This is a genomic window from Kushneria sp. EE4, from assembly GCF_977968315.1.
Window position 1 is genome coordinate 611712 of the sequence record NZ_OZ386212.1, and the last position, 18931, is coordinate 630642.

The 18931-nt window shown below is 59.6% G+C and carries 17 protein-coding genes; all 17 read left to right on the top strand.

From position 1 onward, the window contains the following. Positions 1-35: 35 nt before the first annotated feature. Complete coding sequence (tsaE, locus tag ACXMYO_RS02730) at positions 36-506, top strand: tRNA (adenosine(37)-N6)-threonylcarbamoyltransferase complex ATPase subunit type 1 TsaE (protein ID WP_457809463.1); 471 nt, start codon at positions 36-38, stop codon at positions 504-506. A gap of 70 nt (positions 507-576) precedes the next feature. Beyond that, the gene (locus tag ACXMYO_RS02735) at positions 577-2052 is read left to right on the top strand and encodes an N-acetylmuramoyl-L-alanine amidase (RefSeq protein WP_438768379.1); all 1476 of its coding nucleotides are present in this window, start codon (positions 577-579) and stop codon (positions 2050-2052) included. Between the two features lie 34 nt (positions 2053-2086). Continuing rightward, positions 2087-4066: a DNA mismatch repair endonuclease MutL gene (gene mutL / locus ACXMYO_RS02740; protein WP_457807750.1), complete on the top strand. Its 1980-nt coding sequence runs from the start codon at positions 2087-2089 to the stop codon at positions 4064-4066. A gap of 9 nt (positions 4067-4075) precedes the next feature. Then, on the top strand, positions 4076-5020 hold the full coding sequence (gene miaA / locus ACXMYO_RS02745) for a tRNA (adenosine(37)-N6)-dimethylallyltransferase MiaA (RefSeq protein WP_457807751.1): 945 nt from the start codon (positions 4076-4078) through the stop codon (positions 5018-5020). A 119-nt stretch (positions 5021-5139) separates the two neighbouring features. Further along, a complete protein-coding gene (hfq, locus tag ACXMYO_RS02750; protein ID WP_438766635.1) occupies positions 5140-5391 on the top strand; it encodes an RNA chaperone Hfq in 252 nt (83 codons plus the stop codon). A gap of 11 nt (positions 5392-5402) precedes the next feature. Next, positions 5403-6719 carry a ribosome rescue GTPase HflX gene (hflX, locus tag ACXMYO_RS02755; RefSeq protein ID WP_438766637.1) on the top strand — a complete coding sequence of 439 codons (1317 nt, stop codon included), beginning with the start codon at positions 5403-5405 and terminating at the stop codon, positions 6717-6719. Positions 6720-6896: 177 nt separating this feature from the next. After that, on the top strand, positions 6897-8147 hold the full coding sequence (gene hflK, locus ACXMYO_RS02760; protein ID WP_457807752.1) for an FtsH protease activity modulator HflK: 1251 nt from the start codon (positions 6897-6899) through the stop codon (positions 8145-8147). Beyond that, positions 8147-9118 (top strand): protease modulator HflC, encoded by a 972-nt coding sequence (hflC, locus tag ACXMYO_RS02765; RefSeq protein WP_438766639.1) that lies wholly within the window; start codon positions 8147-8149, stop codon positions 9116-9118. The genes hflK and hflC overlap by 1 nt, the downstream gene beginning before the upstream one ends. A 173-nt stretch (positions 9119-9291) precedes the next feature. Beyond that, on the top strand, positions 9292-10476 hold the full coding sequence (locus tag ACXMYO_RS02770) for an ATP phosphoribosyltransferase regulatory subunit (RefSeq protein ID WP_457807753.1): 1185 nt from the start codon (positions 9292-9294) through the stop codon (positions 10474-10476). Between the two features lie 56 nt (positions 10477-10532). Next, the gene (locus ACXMYO_RS02775) at positions 10533-11828 is read left to right on the top strand and encodes an adenylosuccinate synthase (protein WP_438766641.1); all 1296 of its coding nucleotides are present in this window, start codon (positions 10533-10535) and stop codon (positions 11826-11828) included. Positions 11829-12004: 176 nt separating this feature from the next. Further along, entirely contained in the window at positions 12005-12472 is a 468-nt protein-coding gene (locus ACXMYO_RS02780; RefSeq protein WP_438766642.1) for an SUF system Fe-S cluster assembly regulator, read from the top strand. Positions 12473-12551: 79 nt separating this feature from the next. Next, complete coding sequence (gene sufB / locus ACXMYO_RS02785; RefSeq protein WP_438766643.1) at positions 12552-13994, top strand: Fe-S cluster assembly protein SufB; 1443 nt, start codon at positions 12552-12554, stop codon at positions 13992-13994. A gap of 96 nt (positions 13995-14090) precedes the next feature. After that, entirely contained in the window at positions 14091-14843 is a 753-nt protein-coding gene (sufC, locus tag ACXMYO_RS02790; RefSeq protein ID WP_457807754.1) for a Fe-S cluster assembly ATPase SufC, read from the top strand. After that, on the top strand, positions 14840-16165 hold the full coding sequence (gene sufD / locus ACXMYO_RS02795; protein WP_457807755.1) for a Fe-S cluster assembly protein SufD: 1326 nt from the start codon (positions 14840-14842) through the stop codon (positions 16163-16165). Before sufC ends, sufD begins: the two co-directional genes overlap by 4 nt. Then, entirely contained in the window at positions 16162-17409 is a 1248-nt protein-coding gene (locus tag ACXMYO_RS02800; protein ID WP_438766646.1) for a SufS family cysteine desulfurase, read from the top strand. The genes sufD and ACXMYO_RS02800 overlap by 4 nt, the downstream gene beginning before the upstream one ends. Positions 17410-17431: 22 nt before the next feature. Continuing rightward, positions 17432-17995: a putative Fe-S cluster assembly protein SufT gene (gene sufT / locus ACXMYO_RS02805; protein WP_438766648.1), complete on the top strand. Its 564-nt coding sequence runs from the start codon at positions 17432-17434 to the stop codon at positions 17993-17995. 137 nt (positions 17996-18132) lie between these two features. After that, complete coding sequence (locus ACXMYO_RS02810) at positions 18133-18924, top strand: SanA/YdcF family protein (RefSeq protein ID WP_457807756.1); 792 nt, start codon at positions 18133-18135, stop codon at positions 18922-18924. The last annotated feature ends 7 nt before the right edge of the window (positions 18925-18931 follow it).

An 18931-nucleotide genomic window follows, 5' to 3' on the forward strand; every position in this document is an offset into this window, starting at 1 on the left:
TCCGTTAAAAGTGAAACATCGTGAGCAAGACAACCATGACCCTTGAACCCGGCGATGAAGCCGCTCAGGTGGCGATAGGACATCAGCTGGCCGAGGCGCTCGAGCATCGCGGCATTGTTTATCTCAACGGCGAGCTGGGGGCCGGCAAGACCACCTTGGCCCGTGGGGTTTTGCGTGCGCTGGGCCATGATGGCGCGGTCAAGAGCCCGACCTATACGCTGGTAGAGCCCTATGACCTTGATACCGCTCGGGTGTATCACTTTGATCTTTATCGCCTGGGCGACCCTGAAGAGCTCGAGTTTCTGGGCGCGCGTGACATGCTGGCTGACGAGGCGCTCACGCTTGTGGAGTGGCCGGTGCGTGGTGAAGGCTGGCTGCCTGCGGCCGATGTTGTCATTACGCTGTCGCTGATCGACAAGGGGCGACATCTGGTGCTCGAAGCCGGCAGCGACCATGGGGTCCAGGCCCTGCAACGACTGGCGGTGTTGACCCGGGACCCTTCATGAGGGCCCGGGATCGCGTGTCGGGCATGTCCGGCGCATCCGCCATGAACACCAATACAGTGATAAGGCAGTGATGAAGTTTCCGGCAGCTTTTTTGACCCTTTTGGCCATGGTCATGTTGAGTGTCATGGCCACCGCCGCTCAGGCCGCACAGCTTGAGGGGCTCCGTCAATGGACCGACAGTGACGGGACACGCCTGGTCTTTGATCTCTCAAGCGAGGCCGAGGCTGACGTGTTCACCCTGGATAACCCCGCACGACTGGTGATCGACCTGGCCAATACCACCCTGAATACGACGCTTGGCAGCGCCGTTGACGGGCGCGGCATGGTGAGAGACGTCCGCTCCGGCGTGCGCGACGGCACCGATCTGCGCGTGGTCGTGGAGCTGGATCGTCAGGCCACGCCCAATGCTTTCAAGCTCCCCCCGGGGGGTGGTCATGGCTATCGGCTGGTGGTTGATCTGGCGCCCGGAGAGAGTGGCAGTCGTCCTTCCGCGGCATCGAGTGGTGACGACGACCCCATTACCGCCATGATTCAGCAGCAGGAACAGGCGGCACGTGGCCGACTGGCCGGCAGCCGTGCGACGCAAACCGCACCGCCGACACAGCAGGTCAGCAATGAGCCGACCGCGGAGTCGCGTCAGCAGGCAAAGCCCCATCCGCGGCGCGATATTATCGTGGTGGTGGACCCCGGTCATGGTGGCAAGGACCCCGGCGCTTCCGGCCCTGGTGGCACCCATGAAAAGAACGTGGTTCTCCAGATCGGTCGACGGGTCAAGACCAAGCTGGATGCCATGGACGGATTCAAGGCCTACATGACCCGCAGCGATGACACCTTCATTCCGCTTCGTGGCCGTACGCGCATTGCTCGTGAACGCCATGCCGATTTCTTTGTGTCGGTGCATGCCGACGCCGGCGGTTCGAGCTCCCCTCGTGGTACCTCGGTCTATGCGCTGTCCCAGCACGGCGCGACGTCCGAGCGCGCCCGCTGGCTGGCACAAAGCGAAAACCGCGCCGACCTGATCGGTGGGGTCGATGGCGACCTGAATCTCGATGACAAGGATCAGGTGCTGCGTGGTGTGCTGCTGGATCTGAGCATGACCGCCACCGTCAACGATTCGCTGGCGGCCGGTACGGATGTGCTTGGTCGTGTTTCGACGTTTAACAAGCTGTTCCACTCGCGCGTCGAGCAGGCAGGGTTTGTGGTGCTCAAGTCGCCGGATATTCCCTCGCTTCTGGTCGAGACCGGCTTTTTGACCAACCCGTCCGAGGAGCGCTTGCTCAAGTCTCCGGCGCATCAGGAGAAGCTGGCCGATGCGATTGCCCAGGGCATTCGACAACACTTCTCGCGCAGTCCGCCGCCTGACAGCCTGCTGGCCTGGCAGCGTGACCAGAATCGCGGTGGCGGGTCCAACGAGTATCGCGTTCAGCCCGGCGATACGCTGTCCGGCATCGCGGCGCGCAACAATGTTTCTCTGGCCACGCTGCGCCGGGTGAATAACCTGGACACCGACGTGCTGCGCCTGGGGCAGGTGCTCAATATCCCCTGATGGCGAGGTCGTTGATGACAACAGGAGAGCCTGAATGAACCAGACAGCAGTCGTTGAGGCCCGCCGCATCCAGGCGCTGGCGCCGCGTCTGGCCAACCAGATTGCGGCCGGTGAGGTGGTCGAGCGTCCGTCGTCGGTCGTCAAGGAACTGGTGGAAAACGCCATCGATGCCGGTAGTTCCCGCATCGAGATCGAGCTGGAGTCCGGCGGCAGCCGTCTCATCCGGGTGCGCGACAACGGCAGCGGTATCGAACACGACGACCTGGGGCTGGCGCTGTCTCGCCATGCCACCAGCAAGATCACTTCGCTGGATGATCTCGAGGGTGTGGCAAGCCTCGGGTTTCGTGGCGAGGCGCTGGCGGCGACCAGCGCCGTGTCGAGACTCGAACTCTATTCCAATACCAGCGATGACCCGGTCAATGGCTGGCGGGTGGTTGCCGAGGGCCGTGAGATGGCGCCGCGTCTGTCACCGGCGCCACACCCGCGCGGCACGACCGTGACGGTGCGCGATCTCTTTTTTAATACGCCGGCGCGACGCAAGTTTCTGCGTACTGAAAAGACCGAATTCAATCACGTCGAGGAAGCTTTCCGCCGGCTGGCCCTGTCGCGTCAGGATATCGATCTGGTACTGCGTCACAATCAAAAAACCGTGCATCAGCTGATGGGCGGCGACAGCCAGAAGGTGATGGAAAAGCGCATCGCTCAGCTGCTGGGGCGCAGCTTTCTGGACAACGCCATCCATATCGATATGGCTGCGACCGGTCTGGCGCTGAAGGGCTGGGTGGGGCTGCCGTCTCATACCCGAAGCCAGGCCGATCAGCAGTACTTTTTCGTCAACGGCCGGGTGATTCGCGACCGACTGGTGGCGCACGCCGTGCGCCAGGCCTATCGCGATGTGCTTTTCCACGGTCGCCATCCGGTCTTTGTGCTCTATCTGGATCTTGACGCCTACGGGGTGGATGTCAACGTGCATCCCACCAAGCACGAAGTGCGCTTTCGAGACGGTCGGCTGGTGCATGACTTCCTGTTTTCGAGCCTGCATCGGGCGCTGGCGGAGGTCAGGCCGCAGGGGCAAGCCGCGCCGGAACCCGAGGCCCCTGCTGCGCCGGCGCCCGAGCCTCGCTTTGATCAGCAGCGCATGGCGCTGGGCGAGGCGGCCAGTGGACAGGCTGCCGGTCGCGCCGGTGTGGGTGCATCGCCATCGGGGCAGTATCAGGGCGCCGGGCGGCCGGGCGAACAGCAGGTTCGGGAGTTCATGGCCGGCTATCGTGCCCTGCATCCGGATCATGAGGAGCGACTGCTGACCTCGCGCACGCCAGCGCAGGACAGCCGCGACTCGCAGGGGACATCTGCCGCTGCGCCACCGCCGGCTGCCGGCACGGCCCGGTTTGATCGACCGCAGGTTGCGCCATCGGTTGATGAGACGCGGGCGCCGCCGCTGGGCTATGCCGTAGCACAGCTTCACGGGGTCTACATCCTGTCGCAGACCGAGCGCGGCATGGTGGTGGTCGACATGCACGCTGCCCACGAGCGCATCACCTATGAGCGCATGAAAGCGCAGTATCTGGGCGAGGGTATCGATACCCAGCCGCTGCTGGTGCCGGTGTCGATGTCGGTCAGCGACGCGCAGGTCGAACTTGCCGAGCGCGAGCAGGCAACGATTGCCTCAATGGGCGTCACCCTTGAAGCGGCAGGCCCCGAAACGCTGCTGATCCGGGAAGTGCCGGCACTGGTGAAAAGCGCCGGCGTTGAAGCACTGGTCCGCGAGATGCTTGAAGAGCTCGAGCGTTACGGCCGCAGCCGCGTCGTCAATGATCATCTTTTCGATCTGCTCTCGACCATGGCCTGTCACGGCAGCGTGCGCGCCAATCGACGTCTCGAAATCGAGGAGATGAATGCCTTGTTGCGGGACATGGAGCGCACCGAGCGCAGCGGCCAGTGCAATCATGGTCGACCGACCTGGACGGAGATGTCGATGCGCGACCTTGACCGCCTTTTTCTGCGTGGACAGTAGGATGACCTCATGAGCGTTGCCGTATCGCGTCCGCCGGTCATTATGTTGATGGGGCCCACGGCGGTCGGCAAGACCGACCTTGCCATCGAGCTGCACGAGCAGCTGGGCGTTGAGCTGGTCAGCGTGGATTCAGCGCTGGTCTACAGGGGCATGGACATCGGAACCGCCAAGCCTTCTGCGCAGGAGCTGGCCCGGGCCCCGCACCACCTGATCGATATTCGTGATCCATCCGAACCCTATTCGGGCGTGGCTTTTCGCGAGGATGCGCTTTCCTGCATCGAAGAGATTACCGCCCAAGGGCGGGTGCCGCTGCTGGTCGGTGGGACCATGCTCTATTTCCGGCTGCTCACCGAAGGCGTCGCTGATATGCCTCGGGCCGACCCCGATATTCGTCAGTCACTCAGCGAGCTGCTCGAGCAGGGCGGCCCCGGGGCGCTGCACGCCGAGCTCTCAAGGGTGGATCCCGAGGCTGCGGCGCGGCTGCATCCCAACGATCCGCAGCGGCTCATGCGGGCGCTGGAAGTCTATCGGGCCAGCGGCGAGACGCTGAGCGCCCACTGGGCGCGGCAGTCGAGTGTCACATTGCCGTTTACGCCGCATCCGATCGCGCTGCTGCCCGGCGACCGCTCGCTTTTGCATGCGCGTATCCAGCAGCGTCTTGACAAGATGTTTGCCGCTGGCTTCGTTGAAGAGGTGAAAGCGCTTCGCGCACGCGGTGATTTAAGTCCGGATTTACCTTCAATGAAAAGCGTGGGCTATCGTCAGGTATGGGAAGGACTTGATCGCGGTGACGACTGCCCCCAAATGGCGTTCAGGGCGCTGACCGCAACCCGGCAACTGGCCAAGCGCCAGATCACCTGGTTGCGGCGCTGGCCGGGCGCCTTGTCGCTTGACCCGCAGGAGGCCGGGATTGTGCCACGACTACTGAAAATCGTGCGCGACATCGGCACTTAGCGTAATATGATCGGTTACCAGTGAGCCTCACATGAGCCTCCGGGACGTGGATCTTTCTTGCGCTTGCAGCAAGTTAAAAACCGATAAACATACAGCAATTAATATTTTGGGAGAGCCACATGTCCAAAGGACAATCCCTTCAGGATCCGTATCTCAATATCCTGCGTAAGGAGCGTATCCCCGTCTCCATCTTTCTGGTCAATGGCATCAAGCTTCAGGGCCAGATCGAGTCCTTCGATCAGTTTGTCATTTTGCTGCGCAACACCGTCAGTCAGATGGTCTACAAGCACGCCATCTCGACGGTAGTTCCTGCGCGTAACGTCCGTTTACCGGCGCAGGATACTGCTGCTCCCGGTCAGGAAACCCAATAGAGAGGCGCTGATTGTTTTTTGAACGCCCTGATTCGGGAGAAACGGCTGTCCTGGTGCATATCGATTTCCAGGACAGTACCGAGCGCGAAGACACTTCAGAGTTCATGGAGCTGGTACGCAGCGCCGGTGCCGTACCAGCATCGCTGCTGACGGGCAGCCGTCGCTCTCCCAGCCCCAAGACAATGATTGGTGAAGGCAAGCTCGAAGAGCTGCGCGAGATGCTGAGTACGCATCACGCCGAGCTTGCCATCTTCAACCACTCTCTCTCGCCTTCTCAGGAACGCAATCTTGAGCGGATCCTGCAGTGTCGGGTACTGGACCGTACCGGTCTGATTCTCGACATCTTTGCACAGCGTGCCAGAACACATGAAGGCAAGCTGCAGGTAGAGCTTGCCCAGCTCGAGTACATGTCGACCCGTCTGGTACGGGGCTGGACGCACCTTGAGCGCCAAAAGGGTGGTATCGGGCTGCGCGGGCCCGGGGAAACCCAGCTCGAAACCGACCGGCGCTTGCTGCGTGGCCGCATCAAGGCCATTCACAAGCGTCTGGATCGGGTTCGCAGTCAGCGTGACCAGAACCGCCGCTCACGCACGCGCGCAGAGATTCCGTCGGTCTCGCTGGTGGGTTACACCAACGCGGGCAAGTCAACGCTTTTCAACGCGCTGACCAACGCCGATGTCTATGCCGCCGATCAGCTTTTTGCCACGCTCGATCCCACGCTCAGACGTCTGGAAATCAGCGATGTTGGCCCTATCGTCATGGCCGATACGGTCGGGTTCATTCGTCATCTGCCGCACAAGCTGGTCGAGGCGTTTCGTGCCACGCTTCAGGAGGCGGCCGAAGCCAGCCTGCTGGTGCATGTCATTGATGCCGCCGACCCGCAGCGAGATGCTCATATCGAGCAGGTTAATGCTGTACTTGACGAGATCGGCGCCGGTGAGGTGCCAAGACTTCTTGTCATGAACAAGATCGATCTGCTGGGCATGTCGCCACGTCTTGAGCGTAGTGCCGATGAGGCGGTCTCCACCGTCTGGCTGTCGTCGCGAGAGGGCACCGGCTTTGATCTGCTGGAGCAGGCCCTTTCCGAACGTCTGGCCACGGACATCGTGGAAACTTCGATGGTGCTGGAGCCCTCTCAGGGCTGGCTGCGCGCTCAGCTCTTTTCCCATGGCGCAGTGCAGGAAGAAACCCATGATGACGAGGGCAGAACGCATTTAAAGCTTCGCCTGCCGCGTCGTGATCTGTTGCGTCTTCTTTCTCACGCCGATGAGAATCCGGACGACTATCTCTCCCGGGCAGAGCAGGGCCGGGAACAGTGGCAGGAATAAAACGCCACTTTGTCATGCCAGGAAGAATTTCAGGTCTTCGGTATGACGACATGCTACAAATAGGGACGCTTCCGGCATTATCAGGATGATCGGATATTCAAAGCGCTACTGTAAGAATGGCGCGTAATGATGTTATGAAACTGGCGTTTCGCAACTCTTGCCCAGTGGAGAAGATGTATGGCCTGGAATGAGCCTGGTGGTGGCGGCAATAATAACCAGCAGGATCCCTGGAGTGGTGGCGATCGTCGCGGCGGCGGCGGTGGCAATAATAACCAGGGTGGGGGACCTCCTGATCTTGATGAAGTGATCAGGAAACTGCGCAACAAGCTCAACGGGCTGCTGGGTCGTCGCCAGCTTCGCTCGGTCAACGGTGGCGATGACAATGGCAATAATCAGGGCGGCGGTGGCAGTGGCCGCAGCGCCCTGTTGTTGCCCATCGTTGTTCTGATCGTGGGCGTTGTGGTCTGGGCCGGATCGGGCTTTCACCTGATCGACCAGTCCGAGCGCGGCGTTATTTTCCGCTTCGGTAAATATACCAATACCATCGGGCCGGGCCTGCACTGGAATCCGCCGCTGATCGATCGGGTAGAGAGTGTCAATGTGACCCGAATTCGTTCTGCCAGCCAGACGGATTCCATGCTTACGCGTGATGAAAACATCGTGCGTGTCAGCATCTCTTCTCAGTACGTGGTCTCGGATCCGCACGCGTTTCTGGTCAACGTACGCGGCCCCGAAATGACGTTGCAAAACGCCATGGACAGTGCCCTGCGTCAGGAAGTGGGCAACATGGATCTGCAGCAGATTCTGACCACCGGTCGTGAAGAGCTGGCCGGCGACATCTATGATCGGCTGGCGTCCTACCTTGAAGCCTATGGCACCGGTATCCGGCTTCAGACGGTCAACATGGAGTCCACATCGCCCCCGGATCAGGTTCAAAACGCCTTTGATGACGTTATCCGTGCGCGCGAAGAACAGCAGCGCACCATCAACCGCGCCAACGCCTATCGAGATGCCATCCTGCCTGAAGCCGAAGGTCGGCGTCAGCGCATGATCGAAGAGGCGCAGGGTTACAAGGCCGCAGTGGTGGCCGACGCACAGGGTGAAACCAACCGTTTCATCTCACTGTTGGGTGAGTACGAGAAGGCACCCGGCGTGACGCGTCAGCGTCTGTATCTGGACACCATGACCGAGATTCTTTCGAATACGCCCAAGGCGCTGGTGGATCTGGGTGAAGGCAACGATGCGGTAACGGTTCTGCCGCTCAACCAGATGGGGCGTGGTGACAACAGCGGCAATCGCAACAGCGACAGCAACCAGAATAACGTGGATGCGCGTCAGCTGGAGCAGCTCTCTCAGCAGGTCGTCGAGCACATGAGAAGCAATCAGCAGCAAAACAACGGTCGTAACAGCCTGCGGGAGGGACGCTAATGTTCAATAATCGCGCCCTTGTCATCGTGATCGTACTGGGCATTCTTGCCTGGGTCGGCAGCGCCAGCCTTTATACGATCAATGAAACCGAGCGTGGCATCAAACTGCGCTTTGGTGAAATTGTGGAAAACGACATTCAACCGGGTCTGCATTTCAAGTGGCCCATCCTCAACACCGTCAGGATCTTCGATACCCGCATCCTGTCGGTGGATGCCAGCGCCACGCGCTATCTGACCAGCGACTCCAAGGCTGTCATCGTGGATTCGTTCGTGAAGTGGCAGATCATCGATCCGGGTCTTTACTACGAGGCCACGCGAGGCAACGAGCAGGCGGCCGAGCGTCTGATTGCACCGCGTACCGACGAGGCACTGCGTAACAAGTTCGGCCAGACGACACTGACGCAGATTGTTCGCGAGCGTCCTGCAACGCAAAGTAACAATGAGGATGTCGTCAAAAAGGTGAAAGAGGAAAACAGTGATGTTGCCACCGAGCGTGATGAGCTTATGGTGGATCCGATTTCACAGCTTGATCAGGCAATGCGTCAGGAGCTTGGCGTGCGCATTCTCGATATTCGCGTCAAGCGCATCGAACTGCCCAGTGAAGTCACCCAGGCCGTCTATGAGCGCATGAATTCGCAGCGTGAACAGGCCGCTCGTGGCTATCGCGCTGAAGGAACGCGTCAGGCCGAGGAGATCATGGCAGACGCCGATCGCCAGCGTGAAGAACTGCTCGCCGGCGGACGTCAGATTGCTGAAACCACTCGTGGTGAAGGCGATGCGTCAGCGGCGGCCATCTATTCGGCGGCTTATCAGCAAAATGCCGGTTTCTTCGATTTCTATCGCACGCTTCAGGCCTATCGTGAAAGCTTCCAGGGCAATAACGATCTGATGGTGTTAAGCCCGGCCAGCAACCAGTTCCTGCAGCTGTTCAAGCAGGGCAACGAAGAGCAATCCTCGGCAGTGTCGCCCTGAATCGAGTAAAGATGCCGGGGCGGGATTTCTCCGCCGACGAGTTGTGATAGTATCCTTCAACCGGGGGTTTCCCCCGGTTTTTTTGTGGCTGTCGTTTGTCGATAGCCGTGATGTGGTGCCTGTTCGGGTGCTGCCCGTGCCACCGTTTTTTTACTTCTGTCAGGGCATGTTCGATGACCATTGCTGATCGCTGGCTGCTGCCGGACGGTATGGATGAAGTGCTGCCGCCTCAGGCGCTGCGCATGGAGTCGCTGCGTCGCGGCCTGATGGATCTCTACTATCGCTGGGGTTACGACCTGGTCATGCCGCCGCCGGTAGAGTTTCTGGACTCCCTTCTTACCGGTGCCGGTACCGATCTTGATTTACAAACGTTCAAGCTGACCGACCAGTTGACCGGTCGCCTGATGGGTGCTAGTGCCGATGTAACACCTCAGGTGGCCAGAATGGACGCCCACTCCCTGCGTCGTCAGGGCCCGGTTCGGCTGTGTTACTGCGCGCATGTGCTGCGCGCCAGGGCCGATGAGCATCAGGGTGGGCGCAGCCCGGTGCAGGCAGGCCTTGAGCTTTTCGGTCATGCCGGCATCGAGGCCGATATCGAAATCGTGAAGCTGGCGCTTGCGAGCCTGTCCTTTGCCGGTGCCAGTGATGTCCATCTTGCCATCGGCCACATCGGTATCTATCGGGCGCTCGCAGAAGAGGCCCGACTCGAGGCGGATGTCGAGGCACTGATTTTCGAGGCGCTGGAGCGCAAGGCGGTCTCGGAAGTGGATGCCCTGATCGAGCAGCACATTTCTGACATTGCGCTTGCCGCCATGTTCAAGCAGCTGCCGCGCCTGCATGGCAGCGCGGATGTTCTCGAGCGCGCCCGCAGGGTTTTTGCCAACGGGTCACAGGCCATTATCGAGGCGCTCGATCAGCTGAGTTCGCTGCAGAACGTATTGAGCGCGGCCCATGGTGACGTCACGCTTTACTTCGATCTGGCAGAGCTGCGCGGCTATCAGTACCACACGGGGCTGGTCTTTGCCGCCTACGTCCCGGGTTACGGTCAGGCGCTGGTCAAGGGCGGTCGCTACGACGATACCGGCCACGCTTTCGGGCGGCCGCGCCCGGCGACCGGCTGCTCCATGGATCTCAAGCAACTGGCAACCCTTTGTCAGCGCGCGCCTTCTCATGATGGTATCTGGGCACCCATGGAAGAAGATGCTGGCCTGCGCCAGCAAATTCATGCACTGCGTGATGCCGGTGAGCGGGTCGTTCAGCAGTTGCCGGGCCAGTCCACCGATGCACTGGCCCATTTCTGCGACCGTCAGCTTATTTACCGTGACGGCGCCTGGCAGGTTGAGCCGCTCGCCAACTGAATTAGACACCCGGTGTCTGCCTGTTCCGGGCAGGCCTTTGAATCAGAGATGAAACAATGGGCAAGAATGTCGTAGTACTGGGCACGCAGTGGGGCGATGAAGGCAAGGGCAAGGTCGTCGATCTGCTTACGGAATCGGCGTCCGCCGTGGTTCGCTTTCAGGGTGGCCACAACGCCGGTCATACGCTGGTCATCGATGGCAAAAAAACCATTTTGCGCCTGATTCCTTCAGGCATCCTGCGCCCCGATGTGACCTGTGTCATTGGCAATGGCGTCGTGCTCTCGCCGGAAGCGTTGCTCAGCGAAATGGCCGAGCTTGAAGAAAGCGGCGTGCCCGTGCGCGAAAGGCTGCGCCTGTCGCCGGCCTGCCCGCTGATCCTGCCGTATCACGTAGCCCTTGATGTGGCGCGTGAAAAGGCGCGTGGCGTGGCCAAGATCGGCACCACCGGCCGGGGTATCGGACCGGCCTACGAAGACAAGGTGGCACGCCGTGGCCTGCGCCTTGGCGACATCCTGCATCGCGAGCGTTTTGCCAGCAAGCTCGGGGAAGTGCTCGACTATCACAATTTTGTACTGACCCGCTATCACGGCGAGCCTGCCGTGGATTTCCAGGAAGTGCTGGACCAGGCCATGGCCATGGCTGAAGAGCTGCGCCCGATGATCTGCGATACGGTCTCCTTTGTGCATGACCTGCGAAAGCAGGACAAGAACATCATGTTCGAGGGTGCCCAGGGGTCGCTTCTGGATATCGACCACGGCACTTACCCGTACGTGACCAGCTCCAATACCACGGCCGGCGGCACGGCCACCGGCTCCGGTGTGGGTCCGCTCTATCTGGATTACGTGCTGGGTATTACCAAGGCCTATACCACCCGTGTTGGTTCCGGCCCGTTCCCCACCGAGCTTTTCGACGAGTTTGGTCGCCATCTGGCCGAGCACGGTCATGAGTTTGGCTCCAACACCGGTCGTGCCCGTCGCTGCGGCTGGTTTGATGCCGTGGCGCTGCGCCATGCCGTGCAGATCAACTCGATCTCCGGGCTGTGCCTGACCAAGCTTGATGTGCTGGACGGTCTGGAAAACATCCGCGTGTGCGTCGGCTATCGCACCAAGGATGGCGAACTGATCGACAACCTGGTGGACAGCGAAGGCTATGAGGCGATCAGCCCGGAGTATCGTGATCTGCCGGGCTGGCGCGAATCCACGGTAGGGGCGCACTCCCTTGATGCTCTGCCAGCCAATGCGCGCGCCTACATCAGTTTCCTCGAAGAACAGATCGGTACGCCCATCGATATTATCTCGACAGGGCCGGATCGCGTGGAAACCATTGTTCTGCGCAATCCCTTCGATGACTGAGCCATAGCGCAGGCCGTTCCCGAATCCCTGATGATTCATCAGGGATTTTTAGTATCCGGCGGCTGCATCAGGGGGCTTAGAGCCTGAAGCTATCATGCTGATTGGCAAGGAAGTGGGTTCACACTGCCTGTAATGAGGACTAAAATAGTACGCAATCAGTCAGGCAAGAGGCCGACATGCTGAAGCTGTCGAAAATGAGCGATTACGGAGCAGTGGTGATGGCGCAGATCTCGCGCCACCCCGACTGTTCGCATGCTGCTGCCGATATTGCCGATCGCGTCGGACTGCCTCGACCCACCGTCAGCAAGACACTCAAGCTCTTACTGCGTGCCGGGCTTTTGACATCGCAACGGGGTGTTAATGGCGGTTATCGGCTGTCACGTAGCGCCAGTGCCATCACGGTACGCGATATTATCACTGCCATTGATGGCCCCGTGGCCATGACAGAGTGCAGTCATGGTCATGGTGATTGCGATCTGATGTCCAGCTGTGGTGTGGCCAGCAACTGGCAGCGTGTGTCGCTGGCAGTACGTCAGCTGCTGGACAGTGTCACGCTGGCCGATCTGGCGCACGATGCGCCGATTAAACTGCCTGTACAACTGCCTATCCAGAGTGTGGCACTCGGTGAGGCACGTGGGATCTGACGGACCGCAGACGATACAACACGACGGTTCCGACCAACGACCGATGAGACGAACAGTACCCGTTTGAGGGGAGAGGATCATGGCAACCGAAGCAATGGAGCAGCTTACTCGTCGCGAGTACAAGCAGGGTTTCGTGACCGATATCGAAAGCGATACGGTTCCGCCCGGGCTCGACGAAAGCGTTATCGCCTTTATCTCGCAGAAAAAGGGCGAGCCACAGTGGATGCTGGACTGGCGTCTTGAGGCCTATCACCAGTGGCTCAAGATGACATCGCCTTCCTGGGCGCATCTTGACTATCCGCCGATCGATTATCAGGCCATCTCGTATTTCAGCGCGCCCAAAAAGCCGGAAGACCGTCCCCAGAGTCTGGACGAGGTCGACCCCAAGCTGCTGGAAACCTATGAGAAGCTGGGTATCCCGCTGCATGAGCGCGCCGCGCTTGCCGGCGTTGCGGTAGACGCAGTCTTTGATTCGGTCTCCGTGACCACGACCTTTCGGGAAAAGCTGGCCGAGGCCGGTGTTATCTTCTGCTCGATCTCGGAAGCCATCCGGGAGTATCCCGAGCTGGTACGCCAGTATCTGGGCACGGTCGTGCCGCAAGGGGACAACTACTTTGCCGCGCTCAACTCGGCGGTCTTCACCGATGGCTCGTTTGTCTATATTCCCGAGGGCGTCACCTGCCCGATGGAACTGTCGACCTACTTTCGCATCAATGCCGCCAATACCGGTCAGTTCGAACGTACGCTGATCGTGTGTGACAAGCGCGCCCAGGTTTCCTATCTGGAAGGCTGCACGGCGCCGCAGCGTGATGAAAACCAGCTGCATGCCGCTGTGGTCGAGCTGGTGGCACTGGAAGATGCCTATATCAAGTACTCCACCGTCCAGAACTGGTATCCGGGCGATGAAGACGGCAAGGGCGGCATTTATAACTTTGTGACCAAGCGCGGTGACTGCCGCGGCGACCGCTCGCGCATCAGCTGGACACAGGTTGAAACCGGCTCTGCCATCACCTGGAAATATCCGTCCTGTCTGCTGCGTGGCAACGAGAGCAAGGGCGAGTTCTATTCGGTGGCCGTGACCAACGGTCGTCAGCAGGCCGATACCGGCACCAAGATGATCCATATCGGCAAGAACACCTCGTCCACGATCGTCTCCAAGGGCATTGCTGCCGGCAAGAGCAATCAGTCCTATCGCGGGCTGGTCAAGGTCTCGCCGCGTGCCACCGGCAGTCGCAACTTTACCCAGTGTGACTCGCTTTTGATCGGCGACAAGTGTGGCGCGCACACCTTTCCCTATCAGGAGATCGGCAACAGCCGCTCCACCATCGAGCACGAGGCAACGACCTCAAAGATCGGTGATGACCAGCTCTTTTACTGCAAAAGCCGCGGTATCTCGGAAGAAGATGCGGTCAGCATGATCGTCAACGGCTTTTGCAAGGACGTCTTTCAGGAGCTGCCGATGGAGTTTGCGGTAGAAGCCGAGGCACTGCTGAGCGTGACGCTTGAAGGCTCGGTCGGCTAATAGACACTTGATGCGGGCGGCCTTGATGGCTGCCCGTACCGGCAATTTTCGTGTAGCCGCCTGAGCGGCGCATCATTACAGAATCAGGGTTACAACATGCTCGAGATCAAGGATCTTCACGCGACGGTAGAAGGCAACGAAATCCTCAAGGGAATCACGTTGACCATCAATCCCGGTGAAGTACACGCCATCATGGGCCCCAACGGCGCGGGCAAGTCGACACTGTCAGCCGTGCTGGCCGGTCGCGATGGCTACGAGGTCACTCAGGGCACCATCACCTTTGATGGCAAGGACCTCATGGAGATGGAAGTCGAAGAGCGTGCGCAGGCAGGCCTTCTGATGGGCTTTCAGTATCCGGTCGAGATTCCGGGGGTCAAAAACATCTATCTGCTCAAGTCGGCGCTCAATGCCCAGCGCGCCGCCCAGGGGCTGGACGAGATGCCGGCGCCTGAATTCATGAAGCTGATCAAGGAAAAGATCGACTTCATGAAGATGGATTCGAGCTTTCTGCATCGTGCCGTTAACGAAGGATTTTCGGGCGGCGAGAAAAAGCGCAACGAAATCCTGCAGATGCTGGTGCTTCAGCCGAAGCTGGCCCTGCTTGACGAGATCGACTCCGGTCTTGATATCGATGCCATGAAAGTCGTGGCCGAAGGGGTCAATTCGCTGCGTGACGAAAACCGCGCCATTTTGATGGTGACGCACTATCAGCGTCTTCTCGATCACATCACCCCTGATCAGGTCCATGTACTGATTGACGGGCGTATTGCCAAATCAGGTGATCGTCATCTGGCTGAAGAGCTTGAAGCACGCGGTTATGAATGGGTTGTCGAGGAGCCTGCTGCATGAGCCTGCCTGAAACACTCATGACGCGTCTGCATGCAGCGCCTGCCGGTGAGGCCGAGTGGCTCACCGAAAAGCGCCGCGCAGGCGCCGCGCATTTTGAAACGGTCGGCTTTCCCACGCGTCGTGAAGAGGCGTGGAAATATACCGACATGTCGCGACTTTCCAGCATCGAGTTTGGGCAGGCTGATAGTGCCGAACTCGATCAGGCGCGCTTTGACGCGCTCAAGCTCGATATCGATGCCTGCCGACTGGTATTTGTCGATGGCATGTTCAATGCTGAGCTCTCCGATCTCGATAAACTGCCTGAAGGCGTGGCTGTTACATCGCTGTCTCAGGCGCTGGAAGGCGATCAGCACGCGGTCAGTGAACAGTTTGGTCGCATCACCGATATCGATTTCTCGGCCTTTACGGCGCTGAACACGGCATTGACCGGAGAAGGGGCTGTCGTGACCATTGGCAAGGGTCAGGCCGTCGAAACACCGATCTATCTGCTGTTCATTTCGCGCAACAACGCCGCGCCCGTAATGAGCCATCCGCGCATTCTCGTGCGCTGTGGCAGCGAAAGCGAAGCCACCCTGATCGAGCATTACGCGGGTGAGCAGGGTGCGGCCAACCTCACCAATGTGGTTACCGAGATCGACATGTTGCCGGCATCCCGGCTGTCGCACTACAAGCTGCAGGAAGCGAGCCAGAGTGAGTATCACGTGGCCAGCCTCCAGGTGGATCAAAAGCGCGACACGAACTTCACCTCGCATAACCTGAATCTGGGTGGCGCGGTCGTACGCAATGATCTGATCAGCGACCTCAACGACGAAAACGCCACGGTGGATCTGCTGGGGCTCTTCTTCGGTCAGGATCGTCAGCACATCGACAATCACACCAAGGTCAACCACAACGCACCGCGCACGTATTCCAACGAGAACTACAAGGGTATTCTCGATGGCCGTGCCCGCGGGGTCTTCAATGGCCGGGTGTACATCAAGCGCGATGCGCAGCAGGTGCTGGGCTATCAGAACAATGCCAACCTGTTGCTTTCCGATCGTGCCGAGATCGACACCAAGCCGGAGCTTGAGATCTACGCCGACGATGTGCAGTGCTCTCATGGCACGACCACCGGTCAGCTGGATGAGAACGCCATCTTCGCCCTGCGTGCTCGCGGCATCGATGAGCAGATGGCACGCGGGCTGCTGACGCTGGCCTTTGCCAACGAGGTCATGGAGCGCATTCGCCACAGCGTGCTGACCGATCGTGTCGAGCGCGCGGTAGCGGGCAAGCTGCCTGACCGCTTCAATCTCGAAAGCCTGGTAGAAGATACTTCGCTATGAGCATGACCGACGAACTCACGCTGGATGTTCAGGCCCTGCGCGCGGAATTTCCCGTGCTGGGCCGCAAGGTGCACGGGGACAAGGCGCTGGTCTATTTTGACAATGCCGCCACAACCCAGACGCCAAAAGCCGTGCTGGATACCTGGGTGGATTATTTTGAGCGTTACAACGCCAATATCCATCGCGGGCTGCATCGCCTGGCCGATGAAGCCACGCAGGCCTATGAGCACAGCCGCGACACCGTGCGTGAGTTCGTCAATGCTGAAGATGTTCGCGAAATCATCTTTACTCGCGGCACGACGGAAGCCATCAATCTGGTCGCCCAGAGCTGGGGTCGAAGCCAGCTTGTTGAAGGCGACGAGATCCTGATCTCACGACTGGAGCACCACTCCAATATCGTGCCCTGGCAAATGCTGGCGCAGGAAAAGGGCCTGACCATCCGGATCATTCCAGTGAACGAGCGCGGTGAGCTGGATATGGCGGCCTATCGCGAGCTCTTTACTGACAAAACCCGTCTGGTCTGTGTGTCGCACGTGTCCAATGCGCTGGGAACGGTCAACCCGGTCGCCGAGATGGCGCGTGTCGCCCACGACCACAATGCCCGGATTCTGGTTGACGGCGCCCAGGCGGTGGCCCATACGCGTGTTGACGTTCAGGCGCTGGATGCCGATTTCTACGCTTTTTCGGGGCACAAGCTTTACGGGCCGACCGGCGTCGGCGTGCTTTATGGCCGTCTTTCGCTGCTTGAGCGCATGCCGCCCTGGCAGGGTGGCGGCGAGATGATCAAGACCGTCAGCCTCGAGGACGGTACCCGTTTTGCCGAGCCGCCGCATCGGTTCGAGGCGGGCACGCCCGCAATCGCCGAGGTCATTGCGCTGGAACGTGCCATTCGTTGGGTGACCAATCTTCACTTCGATCTACTCGAAGACTGGGAACAGCGTCTTTTGAAGCACGCCACCGAGCGCATGAAGGAAATCGATGGCATGCGCATTATCGGTGAAGCGCCGCACAAGGCGGCCGTAATCTCCTTTGTGGTAGAAGGGGCGCATTCGCAGGATATTGGTCTGCTGGTCGATCAGTTCGGCGTGGCCATACGTACCGGACACCACTGCGCGCAGCCCTTGATGCATCATTATGGCCTTGATGCGACCTGTCGGGCATCGTTTGCCGCTTACAACACGCTGGAAGAAATCGATTATTTCGTCGATTCTCTGCAGCGGGTCGTCACCATGGTGCGAGATTGAGCATGACCAGTGAGGGAGTTTGATGAGCGCGATCGCGTCTTTGCAAAAAGGGCAACAGCTACCGCTGCAACGCAGCGTTGAGGCCATTTCGATTCCCTTCGGCAAGCCGGTCTGGCTGGACGAGGATGAGACGGTTCAGGTCATGCAGGCACTCGGAACCTCGGTGTCGGTGCTTCACAAGGGCAACATGTTTCTGATTGAAGGCTTCAATCTGGATGCCTTTGGCATGGAGCCCATGGAAAGGCCGCATCTTGATGATGGCGCCACCGACCAGGAGCTGGAAGCCTTTGCCTGGGCGCAGCTTCGCACCTGTTTTGACCCGGAGATACCGGTTGATATCGTCGAGCTGGGGCTGGTCTATGGCTGTAAGATCACAACGTTGATTGATGGCCAGAAGATGGCGCAGATCAGGATGACGCTGACAGCACCCGGCTGTGGCATGGGTGAAGTCATCGCTGAAGATGCCAAGCACAAGATCATGGGGGCCGAGCAGATCAATCGCGTCAACGTTGAGCTGGTCTTTGATCCGCCATGGTCGCGCGAGATGATGAGTGACGAGGCAAGGCTTGCGCTCAATATGTTCTAGGTGTTGTCACCTGATGAAAAAACGCCTCGCAGACAGGATCTGCGAGGCGTTTTTTTATGGGTATTGCCCGGTAGGGGGCACTCGCTTAAGCTGGCAGACGGTCTGTTTTGGTGATCCCCTGGCAAATGAATAGATACATGGCAGGATTGCTCAAGGGCATGGCAATCGTGGGTGCCATGGCGTTGGTGCTGGTCGTTGTCGTAACGGTGAGCGCCAACTATTGGGTATGGCGAAAGACCCATGCCAGCATCACGCTTGAAAGCGGGCAGTGTGTCCATGAGCCGGTGGGGCTGGTCTTTGGGACATCCTATGGATTGCGCGGTGGCGGTGAGAATCCCTGGTATCGGGCCAGGCTGGATCTGGCCGCCAGTCTCTGGAAATCGGGGCAGGTGGATCACCTGCTGGTATCAGGTGACAACCATACGCGCTACTACAACGAACCCATCCGTATGTGGCGCGACCTTCGTCGACAGCAGATACCGGATGCGGCGATGACGCTGGACTACGCCGGCTTCAGCACCTTCGATACGCTGGCGCGCAGCCGGGATGTCTTTGGGGTCTCAAGCGTCACGCTGGTTTCCCAGCGCTGGCACCTGCCCAGGGCGGTGTTCATTGCTCGATATCTCGGCCTTGACGCCAGAGGGTGCGCCACGCGTGAGCGTTCGATGTTCGACGACCGCTGGATGTGGGCAAGAGAGGTGCTCGCTCGCGTACAGATCGTTATGGATCTCTACCTGTTTGATCGCCGCCCCTACTTTCTGGGACCGGGTATTGTGCTGCCAACCGACTCGGGCGACCCCGGCAGCATTATTCCCGTCTATCGGCGTGTACCCATGCCGCTGCCCGTGGAGCATGCTCTCGAGGATCTGCGTGATACGCTCGAACCGCGGCGTAGTGAGAGCCCGACACAGGGCTGGCGCCTCCTTTGATCGATGG